This is a genomic window from Xanthomonas sp. LMG 12460, from assembly GCF_009192895.1.
Taxonomy (GTDB): domain Bacteria; phylum Pseudomonadota; class Gammaproteobacteria; order Xanthomonadales; family Xanthomonadaceae; genus Xanthomonas_A; species Xanthomonas_A sontii.
In genome coordinates, this window is record NZ_NKUH01000014.1 from 21,243 (window position 1) to 35,582 (window position 14,340).

Annotated in this window: 8 protein-coding genes and 1 pseudogene; 4 read left to right on the forward strand and 5 right to left on the reverse strand. The window is 69.8% G+C overall.

The features are described from left to right. Positions 1 to 59 precede the first annotated feature (59 nt). A complete protein-coding gene (locus CEK66_RS02970) occupies positions 60 to 1,700 on the reverse strand; it encodes a ShlB/FhaC/HecB family hemolysin secretion/activation protein (protein ID WP_193312554.1) in 1,641 nt (546 codons plus the stop codon). Positions 1,701 to 2,043: 343 nt separating this feature from the next. On the opposite strand from CEK66_RS02970, the gene CEK66_RS02975 reads away from it, so the two are divergent. The 3 genes from CEK66_RS02975 (at position 2,044) to pyrF (ending at position 4,403) form a co-directional block, all read left to right on the forward strand. Continuing rightward, complete coding sequence (locus CEK66_RS02975) at positions 2,044 to 2,667, forward strand: hypothetical protein (protein ID WP_152235905.1); 624 nt, start codon at positions 2,044 to 2,046, stop codon at positions 2,665 to 2,667. A gap of 90 nt (positions 2,668 to 2,757) precedes the next feature. Next, the gene (locus CEK66_RS02980; RefSeq protein WP_017911964.1) at positions 2,758 to 3,672 is read left to right on the forward strand and encodes a 5'-nucleotidase, lipoprotein e(P4) family; all 915 of its coding nucleotides are present in this window, start codon (positions 2,758 to 2,760) and stop codon (positions 3,670 to 3,672) included. Further along, positions 3,669 to 4,403, forward strand: coding sequence for an orotidine-5'-phosphate decarboxylase (gene pyrF / locus CEK66_RS02985; protein WP_152235906.1), 735 nt, complete (start codon positions 3,669 to 3,671; stop codon positions 4,401 to 4,403). The genes CEK66_RS02980 and pyrF overlap by 4 nt, the downstream gene beginning before the upstream one ends. Before the next feature lie 187 nt (positions 4,404 to 4,590). Here pyrF and CEK66_RS02990 read toward each other — a convergent pair whose 3' ends face one another. The 4 genes from CEK66_RS02990 to CEK66_RS03005 all read right to left on the reverse strand — a co-directional run bounded on the left by CEK66_RS02990 (position 4,591) and on the right by CEK66_RS03005 (position 13,470). Next, positions 4,591 to 6,108, reverse strand: a complete 1,518-nt coding sequence (locus tag CEK66_RS02990; protein ID WP_152235907.1) for a tryptophan halogenase family protein — start codon at positions 6,106 to 6,108, stop codon at positions 4,591 to 4,593. Positions 6,109 to 6,226: 118 nt separating this feature from the next. Continuing rightward, on the reverse strand, positions 6,227 to 9,256 hold the full coding sequence (locus CEK66_RS02995; RefSeq protein WP_150410001.1) for a TonB-dependent receptor: 3,030 nt from the start codon (positions 9,254 to 9,256) through the stop codon (positions 6,227 to 6,229). A 90-nt stretch (positions 9,257 to 9,346) separates the two neighbouring features. Then, entirely contained in the window at positions 9,347 to 10,408 is a 1,062-nt protein-coding gene (locus CEK66_RS03000; RefSeq protein WP_152235908.1) for a LacI family DNA-binding transcriptional regulator, read from the reverse strand. Next, positions 10,405 to 13,470, reverse strand: a complete 3,066-nt coding sequence (locus tag CEK66_RS03005) for a discoidin domain-containing protein (protein WP_152235909.1) — start codon at positions 13,468 to 13,470, stop codon at positions 10,405 to 10,407. Before CEK66_RS03005 ends, CEK66_RS03000 begins: the two co-directional genes overlap by 4 nt. A 378-nt stretch (positions 13,471 to 13,848) precedes the next feature. Here CEK66_RS03005 and CEK66_RS03010 point away from each other — a divergent pair. Further along, positions 13,849 to 14,340 (forward strand): annotated as a pseudogene (locus CEK66_RS03010) (hypothetical protein); the annotation flags it as partial.

Consider the following 14,340-nt stretch of genomic DNA (forward strand, 5'->3'; position numbering starts at 1 on the left):
TGCCGCGCACCGCGGCAAAACCCATCGCGTTGCCTGCCGCCGGCCGGCGGCAGGCCGTGTCAGAACTGGTAGATCAGGCGCACGCCGTAGGCCGGCTGCGCGCTGTGGAAGTCGCGCGGTGCGTGCAGGTCCCAGCCGGCGAAGCCATCCCAGCTGAGCCCGCCGCGCGCGCCACGCACGCCGACGAAGCCGCCGACCAGGCTGCGCCCGGCTTGCGCAGCGGCGCTGGGCCCGGCGATGCGGCCGGCATCCACGCCCAGGTACGGGGTGATGCCCAGGCGCTGCACCGGCAGGTTGAGGCTGTTGCGCCAGTACGCGCCGCGCTCGGCGCCGAGGGTGCGTTCGCCGTCGAAGCCGCGCACGCTGTAGCGCCCACCCAGGGTGATGAATTCCGAACCCAGCAGCAGGTGCGGGGAGGTCTGCGCATGCAGGCTGCTGTCCCAGCTCATCGCCACCGGGCCCAGCGCGAACGGCAGGCCGGCGCTGACATCCAGCGTGGTGACGCCGTAGCGGTAGCCGGGGAAGCCCACCGCCGGGTCGTAGCCGGTCCATTGCCCGTCGAACCACGGGGTGCCGCGGCGGTGCCCAACGCGCGTGTCCAGCTGCAGCTTGCCCAGGTAATGGCGATGGCTGAGGTAGAGCTCGGCGCTGGTGGTGTGGCGGCGCTGGATGCCGATCTCCACACCGTCCAGGTAGCTGCGCGCCGCGCGCTTGGCCACCACCATGCCCAGCGTGGTCTTGCTGGTGCCGGTGCGGTGGATCACCCGCTGCACATCCAGTTGCGCGCTGTCGGAGCTGCCGCTGGACTGGAAGCTCTGGCGGAAGCCGTCCACCTGCTGGTGGTAGCGGTACGACGACAGCGACAGCGACAAGGTCCACCAGCCCCAGGGCACGCTGTAGGACAGGCTGTTGCCGCGGGTGCCGCGCGCGGCGCCATCGTCCACCAGGTCGTGGTTGTAGCCGATCGAGAGCAGGTCGTTGATGCCCAGCGGCGCATCCAGGGCGAAATCGACACCGCCCTGGTAACGGCCGGTCGCCTGCACGCCGGAGTCGTCGGCGTTGAGCACCGCGCGCCAGCGCTTGCTGCGCTGCACGGTGATCAGCAGGTCCGACTCGCCGGGCTGCTCGCCCGGGGCGATGTCGATCTTGGCGTCCTGCGACGGCACCCGCTTGAACTGCTCCACGCCCTGCTCGATCGCGCGCAGGTCGAGCACGTCGCCCGGCCGCAGCGGCAGCGCGCCGCGCCAGAACACGCGGCCGTCCGCCGACTGCACCCGCACCTGGCGCAGGCGCCCGGGCAGCAGTTCGAAGCGCAACTCACCGCGGGACAGGTCCTGCGCGGGCACGCCGAGGCGGGTGGTGACGAAGCCGCGCGCGACCAGTTGATCGAGCGCGCGGCGGCGGATCAGGTCGATGCCGGCCGTGCCGATGCAGCGGCCCTCGTAACGGCGCAGCGACTGCCACAGCCAGGAAAAGCGCGCCGCGTCGGGACCGGCGCCGCTGAGGCGGACGCGCTGGATCGGGAAGCACAGCGCTTCGGTCGGCAAGGCGATGTTGCGCATGTCCGCCGGCGCTTCGGTCTCGCGCGGGCCCACGAACGGCGCCTGCCGGTCCTGCTCCTGCTGGCGCTGGACCTGCTCGGCCTGGCGCAGTTGTTCCTGGCGATCGAGCGTGCTCGGCGGTTCCTGCGCCTGCGCCATGGGCACGCTGGCGAACAGGCACGCAGCCAGCACAATGCGAGAAGCTCCTTTTCTCCGGCGATCCACTGCGACGTCCCCTGTGACGCTTCCCGCGTTTGCCTGCGGTGCAGGCGCGATCGCGTCGCAGCGCACCAGGCGCCGCGTCGCACGGTTTTCCATACTTGGAAGTGTGGTGGAAACCACAGTGCGGCGGCATCGGGAGGCTCCCGACACGCTGTCGGTAAATCCCCTGCAAAACAGGCGCTTGCGAGAATTTCGTCACCTTCGCAAAGGACGCACGTCACAACTGGCGCGCGATCCACGGCGGCTGCCACACTCTTGGCTCACACCTCGAAGGGCTCGCATGCTGCCGCTCCTCCTCCTGCTGGCCCTGGCCTCGCCCGCTGCGCCCGGCGCCGTGCCCGCCCCCAGCGCCGCGACGCCGACACCGACGGACTGCCGCGCGGCATCGGCCGTGCCGTCCGATACCGACGTCTGCGATCCACGCCGCGGCCTGCTGCATCTGGCCTATCGCGCGGGCCGTGTGGTGCTCCAGCTGCCCGGACGCACACCCGCCGTGCTGGAGACCATTCCGCGCGCCTACGCACCGGAGCGGATCGGCGCCGAACGCGCCATCCGCCTGCTGCCGACCCGGTTGCAGCCGTATCTGGCGCGCGACCGCCTGCTGTACCTGTCGGTGCGCCGTTCCTCGCCCGGGGATGGACACGGCTACTGCGGCGCCGGTGCGGAGATGGCGCTGACCGTGGTCGATCTGCACGGCACGCCGTCGATCCTGGCGCGGGTGCCGGTGTCCAGTTGCCTGGACAACATCGATCTGGACGCGCCCGACCTCGACGACCTGACGCCCTACACGGTCCGCGACGACCGCCTGCGCATCCGCTTCAGCGCCTATGCCGGCCACGACGATGCCGACCCCATCGAGGCGGTGCTCGCCCCGGACCTGCACGGACTGACGTTCGCGCCCTGAGCGCGGCAGCCCGCCTGCGCCACCGCGCGCCGCGCCTGTCATCGCAACCGGCTAAAATCCGCGGTTCATTTGCCCAGGTTCCCACGCCCGATGACGCCGATCGCCCGCACCGCACTGGCCTGCGCCGTGCTCGCCCTGTCCGCCTGCAAGCCGCAGGCGCAGGTCGCCGACCCCGCCGCCAAGCCGGCCGCCCCTGCAGCTGCCGCCACGCCCGCAGCTGCCACGCCGGGTGCGGCCGACGACAATCTCAACGCTGTGCTGTGGATGCAGCGCTCGGCCGAATACCAGGCCCTGGCCGAGCAGACCTATCGCGCCGCCGCCGACCGCCTGGATGCGGCGCTGAAGGAGCCGAACTGGGACGCGCTGGTGCCGGAGGAGCGCGGCAACGCCGCCGCCGGATTGAAGCCGGCGGTGGTGATGGACGTGGACGAAACCGTGCTGGACAACTCGCCGTACCAGGCGCGGCTGATCCGCAACGGCAAGGAATACGACGAGGTCACCTGGGACCAGTGGGTCGCCGAGAAGAAGGCCAAGCCGATTCCCGGCGTGGTCGATTTCGCCAAGGCCGCCACCGCCAAGGGCGTCACCGTGCTGTACGTGACCAACCGCGCGGTGCACCTGACCGACGCGACCCTGGCCAACCTGCGCAGCGCCGGCCTGCCGGTGGCCGACAACAGCGTGCTGCTGGGCCTGGGCACGGTGGTCAAGGATTGCGAGCAGAACGGCTCGGAGAAGAACTGCCGGCGCAAGCTGGTCGGCCAGCAGTATCGCGTGCTGATGCAGTTCGGCGACCAGCTCGGCGACTTCGCGCAGGTGGTGGCCAATACCCCGGAAGGCCGCGCGCAGTTGCTGCAGCAGTACCACGACTGGTTCGGCGAGCGCTGGTGGATGCTGCCCAACCCCAGCTACGGCTCCTGGGAGCCGGCGCTGTTCAACAACGACTTCACCCAGTCGCGTGCCGCCCGCCACCAGGCCAAGGTGCAGGCGCTGGAGCTGGCGCAGTGAGTCGCGCGCCGCTGGCGCTGGCGCCGCACGAGCGCCTGATCTTCGCCCTCGACGTGCCCGGGCGCAGCGAGGCGCTGGAGTGGATCGAGCAGCTCGGCGAGGCGGTGGCGTTCTACAAGATCGGCATGGAACTGCTCGCCTCCGGCGAATACTTCGACGTGCTGGACACGCTGGCCGGGCGCGGCAAGCGGGTGTTCGTGGACCTGAAGTTCTTCGACATCCCGGCCACGGTGGGCGGGGTGATCCGGCGGCTGTCGCAGTGGCCGGTGGACTACTGCACCATCCACGGCTGGCACCCGCCGATGATGCAGGCGGCGGCCGAGGCCAACGGCAGCGACATGCGCCTGCTGGCGGTGACCGTGCTGACCTCGATGGGCCGCGCCGACCTGGCATCAATGGGCATCGACCGCGCGCCGGAAGATGTGGTGGTGGAGCGCGCGCTGGCCGCGCAGGCGGCCGGCATCGACGGCGTGATCGCGTCCGGCCAGGAAGCGGCGCCGATCCGCCGCGCCACCGGCGCCGGCTTTTCCATCGTCTGCCCCGGCATCCGCCCGGGCGGCCCGATTGGCGACGACCAGCAGCGTACGGTGGGCGTGGCCCAGGCCTTCGCCGACGGCGCCGATGCGATCGTGGTCGGCCGGCCGATCCGCCAGGCGGCCGATCCGCGCGCTGCCGCCGAGGCGATCCAGCGGGAGATCGCGCTGACATTGGTCGGCGGCGCTGTCAGTTGATTTTAAATCAATGACTTAACCGACAACTTCTAAAGCATTGCTTTAGCTTCGGCATGCCGGTAGCATGCCCAGCGTCCGGCTCTGCCGGAGATGTGCCATACCGTTCTCCGGCTTCGGTCGGATTTGAAGAGGCCCGCGCCTGGTGCGCGTGGCCTCTTTTTTTGTGCCCGCGCGGCGCGGGCCGTGCTCACACAGGCCTGGCCGCGCAATAGCGGTCGATGAAGGCCTGGTGCGGCGGCATCGCGTCGGCGCAATGGCCGATGGTCTGCTCGACGCTGGCCATGAAGCGCTCCAGGTCGGCCTGCGGCACCTGGTCCACCAGCGGATGGTAGGCGCGCGGCAGGATGCCCTGCCCCACCATCACCTGCACCCAGCTGATCTCGGCGAACATCTCGTCGCCATTGCGGTAGAAGCGACCACTGTCGCGGAACAGCGCCAGCGTCTCCTGCAGTTCCGGGGTGATCGGCATGCTACGGCAGTGCCGCCATAACGCGCTGTCATCGCGCTCGGTGGCGTGGTAGTGCAGCAGCAGGAAGTCGCGGATGCGGTCGAACTCGAAGGCGATGCGCTCGTTGTAGCGCCGCACCAGTACCGGGCTGATGCCCTCGCGCGGGAACAACTCCAGCAGCTTGGAGATGCCGGACTGGACCAGGTGGATGCTGGTCGATTCCAGCGGCTCCATGAAGCCGCTGGCCAGGCCCAGCGCGATCACGTTGCGGTTCCACACCTGCTTGCGGCGGCCGGTGACGAAGCGCAGCGGCCGCGGATCGGCCAGCGCCGGGCCGTCGAGGTTGGCCAGCAGCGTGGCCGCGGCCTCGTCGTCGCTGATGTGCGCACTGCAGTACACGTAGCCGTTGCCGGTGCGGTGCTGCAGCGGGATACGCCACTGCCAGCCGGCCGCGCGCGCGGTGGCGCGGGTGTACGGCGTGGGCGGGCCGACCTTGGCGCAAGGCACCGCCAGCGCACGGTCGCACGGCAGCCAGTGGCTGAAATCGTGGTAGCCGGTGTGCAGCGCCTGCTCGATCAGCAGGCCGCGGAAGCCGGAGCAATCGATGAACAGGTCGCCGGCGATCGCCTCGCCCGATGCAAGCCGCACCGAAAGCACGTCGCCCGATTCCGGATGCAGCTGCACCTCCTCGACGATGCCTTCGCGCCGGGTCACCCCGCGCTGCTCGGCGTAGCGGCGCAGGAAGCCCGCATACAGCGCCGCATCGAAATGGTAGGCGTAGGCGATGTTGGCCAGCGGCGAATTCGGCGGCACGTCGGTGGCCGAGGTCATGAACCGGTCGCGCTTGGCGGCGACGGTGTTGAGCGTGTAGGCGCCCAGCGGCCTGGCCTTGCCGGCCAGCGCCTGCTTGAACCAGTACTGCTGGAACGGCAGCAACCCGAGCGGATGCCCGATCTCGGTGCCGAAGCCGTGCACGTAGGACGTGCCCGGGCGCTGCCAGTCGGCGAACTCGATGCCGAGCTTGAAGCTGCCCTGGGTGTGGCGCACGAACTCGGCCTCGTTGATGCCGAGCAGGTTGTTGAAGGCCTTGATGTGCGGCACGGTGGCCTCGCCGACGCCGACGATGCCGATCTGCTCGGACTCGATCAAGGTGATGCGGTAGTCGGGGCCCAGCACACGCGCCAGCGCGGCAGCGGCCATCCAGCCGGCAGTGCCGCCGCCGACGATGACCAGGTTGCGGAGAGGGGCGGCGATCATGCGTGTGTGGTCCTGTACCGAAGAAAGGGGCGACCGCAAACGCGGACGGGGCCACGCGGCCCCGTCCGTTGAAACCCCACGCGCGCCGGTCGGGCACGCGCGTGGGCCATGCGGTGGATCAGAACTTGGCGCCGATCTCGAAGGTCACCGTCCGCGGCACGTACATGATGTCGCCGGTCTTGTTGATGGTGATGTTCGGATCGAAACGGCCATTGGAGCCGAAATCGTTGTACGAGTACGACGCGTAGTTCTTGAAGTTGAAGGCGTTGAGCAGGTTCACGCGCGCCGTCAACTTGAAGTCGTTGTACACGGTGAAGTCCTTGGTCGCCTGGAAGTCGACCGTGCGGTAGCCCCAGATCTTGCCGCCGACCAGGAACTTGCCGCTGCCCGGAGGCACCGCCGCCACCTGCTGGCAGGTCGCGCCATCGGGATCGGTCTTGCCATAGCACGCGATGGTGTTGATCGGCTCCGGCGTGGCCAGCACCACCTTGGCACCGAAGGTCAGGCCCCACGGACCGTCGATCGAGCCGGAGGCGACGAAGCGGTGCGCCGACACGGCATCGGACTTCACGAACGGATAGTCGTGGATGGTCGCCTTGTCGAACGCGTACGGCTCGTCGATGTTGCGGTTCTGACGCGCGCTGGTGTGGGTGTACGACAGGGTCAGACCCCAGCCCGATTCCTTGGTGTACGGCTTGTCGGCCGACAGCAGCACCTGGCTGCTGCGCTGCTCCAGGCCATTCATGCCCAGGATCGTGTTCTGGTAGCCCGGCACCGGCTGGCCCCACGGGGCGCTGCCGTTCTGGAAGTAGGAACCATCCGGGTAGCGGTTGATCAGCGACATCGCGAAGCCGTCGTAGCTGAGCACGCGCTGGAAGGTCACGTCGGTCTGCCAGTCGCCGACCTGGTTGGTGATGCCGATGCTGTACTGGTCGCTGTACGGCGTCTTCAGGTGGTTGTTGAACATGAACAGTTCGGCGCTGCCACTGACGCCGGGGATGGTGTTCAACTGGTCAACGCCATTGAGGTAGCGCGGATCCCACGCGGTGCAGACGCGGTCGCTGCGGTAGCACTGGCCGGTGGCCGGGTTCTGGAAGTACACCGCGACCGGCGACAGCGCGGCCTTGCTGGTTTCCAGCGCCAGTTGTTCGAACAGGTTGCGATCGTAGGAGCGGCCGGCACCGCCGTGCAGCACCGAGCTCTCGTCGCCGAAGAAGTCGTAGGAGAAGCCCAGGCGCGGTGCCCAGCCATCCTTGAAGTTCTTGCGGTTGCGACCGGTGCTGATGTAGTCGGCGGCGTTGATGCCGCTGGGCAGCAGGCGGTTGGCCCAGGGCTGGCCCGGGTTGGCCGGATCGTTGGAGTACAGCGCGTTGACGAAGGCCTGCGAGGTGACGAAGTCGGTGTAGGCCGGGCTGTCCTCGTAGTCCCAACGCACGCCGACGTTGATCATCAGCTTGTCGGTCGCCGCCCAGTCGTCCTGGATGTAGATGCCGTACTGCTTGGACGGCGACTCCACCGTGGCCTTCTGGCCGGGGGTGTTGTACGGCGCAACGTAGTCCACGCGATACGGCGTGGCGGCGACGCCGTTGTTGTTGACCGCATAGCTGAACTGCGGGTTGAGCGCAGCGGCATCCTGCGAGGTCAGCTTGATGTCCTTGTAGCTGACGCCCATCTTGATGGTGTGCTCGCCATGCCACTGGAAGCTGGTGAAGGTCAGGTCGTTCTGCAGGAACCAGCCCTTCTGGCTCTTGCGCTGCACGTTCAGACCGCCGGCGGAGCCGGTTTCCAGGAAGGTGTATTCGTCCACATCGGTGGAGCCGGCGCGGGGCGCCAGATACTTGTAGACGATGCCGTTGCCGATGCTCTTCGGATTCGGGTTGTTCTCCGAGTCCTCGGTACCGACGATCAGCTCGTTGAACCAGTTGTCGGCGCTGTGCTGCCAACGGATGTTGGCGCGCTTGTCCTTGTTGATCTTGTTGGTGCCGTGTTCCGGCGTGCTGGTGCCGCCGACGTTGCCGGTCTGGGTCTCGTCGCGGTACTGGCCGCTCAGTTCGATGCGATCGCGATCGGTCGGCTCGAAATCGATCTTGCCGAAGTACAGGTCCTCGGTGAACGGCATGTTGGCCGCACCGAACTGGCTCGACAGGTTGGACGGCAGCAGGCCGACGTACGGCTGCGCCGTGTTGTCCGCCTGCACGCTCTTGGGCACCACGTTCTCCTTGCCTTCGTAGGCGACGAAGAAGTGCATGCGGTCCTGGATGATCGGGCCGCCCAGGGCGAAGCCGTATTCCTTGGTCTGCGAATCGATCTTGCCGTTCGCTTCGTCGGGACGCTTGTCGCGCAGATCCTGGTCGGTGTAACGGTAGAAGGCTTCGCCGTGGAACTCGTTGGTGCCGGACTTGGTGGCCGCGGTGATCGCCGCGCCGCTGATCTGGCCGTACTCCGCCTTGTAGTTGGAGGTGATGACCTTGTACTCGCCGATCGCCAACTGCGGGAACGGGTTGCCCTGGGTGTCGCTCTGGCCGGCGATGCCGCCGCCCTTGACGTAGCTCTTCTGGCCGACGCCGTCGATGTACAGGTTGCCGGCGCTGGCATTGGACGCACCGCCGCGCAGCTTGGTGTTTCCGTTGCCGTCGATCTGGAACACCATGCCCGGCACGGTGTCGGCGAACTCCAGGAAGTTGCGGGTGGCCTGCGGCAGCTGCTGGATCTGGTGCAGCGACACCACGTTGCCCACTTCCGAGGTCTTGACGTCCTTCAGCAGCGGCGCGCTGACGGTGACGGTGTCCAGGGTGGTCGCGTTGCCGCCAGCGGCGGTGGTACCGGCGTCGAGATCGACGGTGGACGAGGACGCGACCTGCAGGGTCACCGTCTTGGTCACGCCGTTGGCCTCGACCTTGTAGGTGCCCGGCGGCAGGCCGACCACGGTGTAGTTGCCGTTGGCGGCGATCGGCGCGCGACGCACCGAGCCGGTGGCGACGTTGGTGACGGTGACTTCGGTGCCGGCCTGGGCGGCGGCGACCTGGCCGCGCAGGGTCGCGCTGCTGGACTGGGCCATCGCCGGCATCGTGGCGAACAGGCAGGTGGCCAGCGCGCAGCACAGCAGGCTGCGTGCGGGCAGGTTGGAGGCGGAACGCGATTTCTTCATGACTAAAGCCCTCCCAGGGCGGTCAACGGGATCATTGTTGTGTTCTTCTAGGTGGTGCAAAAAACGACATCGGTGCTGCATGCGTCGGTGTCAGTCCATGGCGGTCCCTCGCTGGGCACTGGAAGCACGAACGATGAGTTGCGGAGCGATCGCATTGGCCGCTGCCGCCGACGCCACCGGAGCGGCATGCGGCTCCAGCGCACCGAGCAGCAGTTGCATGGCGCGGGCGCCGAAGCCGGCGATGTCCACGCGCATGGTCGTCAAGGCCGGATGCACGTAGCGTGCCATCGGTACGTCGTCGAAGCCGGCCAGGGCGATGTCCTCGGGCACGCGCAGCCCGGCATGGGTGAAGGCGAACAGGCAGCCCAGCGCCATCATGTCGTTGGCGGCGAACACCACGTCCGGGCGCTGGCCCTGCAGCAGGGCTTCGCCGGCGCGGTAGCCGGAGGCCTCGTCGAACGCGCCGGGCAGCACCAGCGGTGCCACCTGCGGGCAGCGCGCGCGCAATTCGTCGCGGTAGCCGCGCAGGCGTTCGCGCGCATCGAAGTTGTCGTCCGGCCCGGCGATGAAGGCGATGCGGCGATGGCCCACGTCCAGCAGGTGGCGGGTCATCGCACGCGCGCCGCCGTAGTTGTCGACGTTGAGCACCTGCGCCTCGCCGATGCGCTCGGCGCAGTTCATCAGCACCGCCGGCAGCGCGCCGGGCAGCATGTCGACCGGGTCCTCGGCATCGCTGGCCAGGGACGGCGACATGATCAGCAGTCCGTCGACGCGCCCGGGCATGCGCCGCACCGCCAGCCGCTGCTGCTCCGGCTCGCCGTGGTAGCTGGACACCAGCAGGTGCAGGCCGCGCTCGCGCGCCACCGTGTCGATGCCGCGGATCAATTCGGAGAAGAACTCGCCGTGCAGGTCCGGCAGCACCACGCCGATGGTGTGGGTGCGGCGGCTGCTCAGGCTGCGCGCGGCGTGGTGCGGCACGTAGTGCAGGGTGCGCGCGGCTTCCAGCACGCGCGCGCGCACCGACTCGGCCACGTGCTGATGGCCGTTCATGGTGCGCGACACGGTGGCCACCGAGACGTTGGCCAGGCGCGCCACGTCCTTGATGGTGATGTTGGCGCGCGCATCCGGCGCCGGGACGGGGGGCGGACTCACCAGCGTGCCTCCAGGGTCCGGAACGGCTTGGACAGGGTCACGCCGCCGGCGTCGTAGTGGTCGATTCGGCGGCCGTCCACGCGCACCTGGGTCGGCCGCGTGCGCGTCGGCCAGACCACGCGCACGGCGGTGCCGGCGCGCAGGCCGCTGTCGAGTTCGACCCGCAGCCGTCCGTCGCGCTGGCGCGCGCGCAGGCCGAGCGTGCCGTAGGCGGTGGGCAGGCGCTGCACGGCCAGGCCATCGTCGGCGAGCCAGGCTGGCGGCACGCCGGGCAGCAGCACCAACGCGTCGTCGCCCTCGTGCATGAGCATGCCGAACAGGGCGCGCGCGTACTCGGCGCCGATCCAGGTATGCGGCATGTCGCCCAGGTAGCGCGGGAAGCGCAGCCGCGACTGCACCACCTCGGCCAGGACCTGCCATTCGAACGGGCGGCGGTCGCGCAGCAGGTCCTGCAGCAGTTCGTCGGCCGCCTGCGGCTGGTCCAGATGCACGTAGGTCAGCACGTTGCGCATCTCGTACGGGGTGTAGGCCCACAGCGCATTGGGTTGCTTGCGCTGGCGCACGTCTTCCAGATAGCGCGCGAAGGTGGTGCGCAGCGCCGCCTCCGGCAGCAGGTCCTGCTGCCCGGTGGGATCCAGCGCGATCGAGACGCTGGTCGGATCGCCGTCGCCCAGGTCGGCTGCAGCGGGAATGTAGTCCGCGCCCTTCCACGCCATGGTGGCGCGGATGGACGCGGCCAGCGAGGTGCGCAGCGCCGCGTACTGTTCGCGCGCCCAGGCGGCGGTGGCGGCATCGCCCAGCGAGTCGGCCAGCCAGGCGCCGTCGTGCCAGCCCTTCAGCGCCCAGTAGTCGTCCCAGTAGCTGTGGGTGGGGCTGGAATAGCCTTCGTGGCTGATCGACGGGGCGAGGATGCCGCGGAAGCGTTCCGGCGCCGGCTGCTCGGCCATGTAGCCGGGCACCAGGGTGCGCTCGCGCAGTTCCTGCAGGAACTGCATCGCCAGCTTCACCTTCGGCAGGTAGGCGCGCACGCTTTCCGGGCCGCCGTCCAGCCGCGCGACGTCGGCGACCAGGGTGATGTACTCGCCCTGGCTGTCGTACTCCAGGTCCGAGCCGAAACCATCGTTGACGCTGCCGTCGTCGTTGAGGATCGGCGAGACCAGCCCGTTCGGGTGCACCGCGTGGTCGCTGTACCACTGCAGGTAGTCGCGCGCGACCTGCGCCTGGCCCATCCGCAGCAGGATCGCCGAGGTGGCCATGCCGTCGCGGATGAAGGAACGGTTGTAGTTGCGCGGCCCCGGCTGCATCGCCGGGCCGGTCTGGTTGATCAGCATGTATGCGGCCTGCGCGCGCAGCATGTCCACCAGGCTGGCGTCGGGCAGGCGCAGGCCGACGTTGCCCAGGCGCTGCTGCCAGTCCGCGGAGACCTGCTCGGCCAGCGCGTCGAAGCTGCGGCCCGCGTCGCCGCGGCCAGCGGCGAGCAGCGCGTCGCGGTCCAGCGGCGGCGCCGGCGACAGGCGACCCTGGGCGTCGGCGCTGGCGGTGCCCAGCGGAAACGCCAGCACCACGTCCTGTTGCGCACCCGGCGCCAGGCGCACCGCGTAGTTCAGCATCGCCGCGGCCAGGCCGTCGGCGTCGTGCGCCTGGCGCTGCGCCGGCAGCGTGCCGGCGGCGACGTGGCGGGTGATCTCGGTGGCGCCGTTCGCGCCGAACGCCTCGGCGCCGCCGCCGCTGGGCGCGCTCAGCGAGGTCAGCAGCGCACGGCCGTTGACCCGCACGACGTCGCCGTCGACGGCGACGTCGTGGATCGGCGACAGGCCGCCGTTCTGCCACGGCGGATTCATCTGCATCGGCCGCACCAGCAGCGACAGGGTGCCGCTGACCGGGGTGGTGCCGGTGTTGCGCAGGCGATGGCGCAGCAGCGTCACCGGCTGGCCGTCGCGTTCGATCGTGAAGGTCTCGCTGCGCAGTTCCAGCCCCGGCTGCGGCGACCAGCGCACCGACGGCATCGGCTTCCAGCCGTCGCGCAAGGCGTGGGTCAGCGCATGGCCGTCGGCGCCGGCAGCGGTGCCGGAGGCGTCGCGCCACAGCGGCTGCACCAGCGGCGCGCCCTTCCACGCCTCCAGGTTGCCGTACTCGTCGAAGATCGATTTCTGCCGGCCGGCGTGGATGCCGACCGCGGTCCAGTAGGTCTGCTGCATGTGCAGCGAGGCCGGGAACAACGCGCGGGTGGCGCCGCGCTGCGCGGCGACCTGGTAGCGCTTCATCGGCGTCATCACCGCCTTCGGCCCCAGCAGGCGCAGGCGCGCCAGGGTCGGCGCGACGCCACCGGGCGCGGCGTCGACGCGCAGGCGCAGCGCGCGCACCGGCAGCGGCGCGGTGCCGGCCAGGTAGGCGCTGTCGCTGTCGCCGGCCTGCGGGTCGTCGGCCAGCATGCGCCAGCGGCCCGCGGCGTCCTGCGCCTGCAGCTGCGCCGCGCCATGCGCACCGGCGAACTCGACGATCAGGCCGGCGCTGTCGAACGCGCGCGGGAAGGCGATGTCCAATTGCCGCGCCTGCACGCCGCTGCCCGGCATCGCCACCGCGGCACCGCCCTGCCACAGCGCCGCGGCGTCGGCCGCGGACACGCCACGCAACTGCACGGCGCCGGCACCCAGCGGCTGCATCTCGTAGATCGACACGCCCCAGTCAGCGCTGCGCGCGGGCGCAGCCAGGCGCAGGTAGCGGGCCAGATGCGGCGCGAAGAACACGGTCTCGGTGCCGCCCAGCGAATCGGCCATCGTGTACACCGTGTCCCAGCGCTGGCCATCGCGCGAGGTCTGCAGCAGGAAGCCTTCCGGATTGGAGGTGTCCCATTGCAGGCGCACGCCGCCGACCTGCGCGGCGCGGCCCAGGTCGATCTGGAACCAGTGGCCGGGACTGAAGGCGCCGGCGGTGCGGGTGCTGGCGTCGCCGTCGATCAGATAGCCGATCGCCTGCGCCTTGACCTGCTTGGAGGAACTGGACGCCTGCCATTGCGCACGCGGCGGCAGGCGGCCGTTCTGCGCCTGCACCGGGGCCGTCATCGCAAGTCCGTACAGGACTGCGGACAACACCCAGGCGCAGCGGCGCGCGCCACCGTGACCGAGCACTCGGATGATCTCTGACGAATATCGCACTGGGTCCCCCGGCCAGCACCGCCTCAATCGAGGTGGGCGGACGTTAGCAGCAACTGCAAGCGGTTACATGATGCGTTGCAACATCCGCAATCCACTGGCACATCTGGCCATATGCCGACATGCCTGTCCCGACGCCCCAACGCCGGGTCATGAAATGTCCCGCCGCGACAAGCCCAGCCCCCTGGCTGCCTGCCGGTCGTCCCCGCACCGCCGCCCCGCCCGGCTTGCCGGAATCGCCCGCGCCCAGCAAGATGCGGGACGTTTTGGGGAACGAGCCCGCATCGTATGTCGTCCTGCCCGACCCGGGTCATCTCCTCGCGCGCGCTGTGCGTCCTGCTGTTGGCGATGCTCGCCCTGGCCGTGGGCGGATGCAAGCGCACGCCCGCCGAACTGCCCGGCGCCAGCGCCGAGCCGGCCGCCGCGGTGCGCACGCTGGCGCACGCGCTGCAGCGCAACGACCTGCTCGGTTACGCCCGCGCCGCGGTGCCGCCGGCCCAGTACCAGCGCCTGCAACAGGCCTGGAGCGAGGACCGCAGCCGCTGGCCGCTGACCGAGCTGCCGCTGGCCGAACGCCTGCCCGAGGTGCTCGACACCCTCGCCGCGCCGGACGCCGAGCGCCAGCTGCAGCGCGCCTTCGACGCGCAGTTCGGCGGCCAGGCGGCGAGCCTGAAGCAGGCGGCGCACTCGCTGGGCCTGTTCGGCGTGCAGTTCCTGCGCAACCAGGGCCACTACACGCCCGAGCAGCGCGGCCATTACGTGCAACTGGTGCAGGCGCTG

Excerpts from the sequence above, each read along its gene's own strand:
- CEK66_RS02970 (WP_193312554.1), bottom strand. The coding sequence starts at position 1,700 with ATGGCGCAGGCGCAGGAACCGCCGAGCACGCTCGATCGCCAGGAACAA.
- CEK66_RS02975 (WP_152235905.1), top strand. The coding sequence starts at position 2,044 with ATGCTGCCGCTCCTCCTCCTGCTGGCCCTGGCCTCGCCCGCTGCGCCC.
- CEK66_RS02980 (WP_017911964.1), top strand. The coding sequence starts at position 2,758 with ATGACGCCGATCGCCCGCACCGCACTGGCCTGCGCCGTGCTCGCCCTG.
- CEK66_RS02990 (WP_152235907.1), bottom strand. The coding sequence starts at position 6,108 with ATGATCGCCGCCCCTCTCCGCAACCTGGTCATCGTCGGCGGCGGCACT.
- CEK66_RS02995 (WP_150410001.1), bottom strand. The coding sequence starts at position 9,256 with ATGAAGAAATCGCGTTCCGCCTCCAACCTGCCCGCACGCAGCCTGCTG.
- CEK66_RS03005 (WP_152235909.1), bottom strand. The coding sequence starts at position 13,470 with ATGACGGCCCCGGTGCAGGCGCAGAACGGCCGCCTGCCGCCGCGTGCG.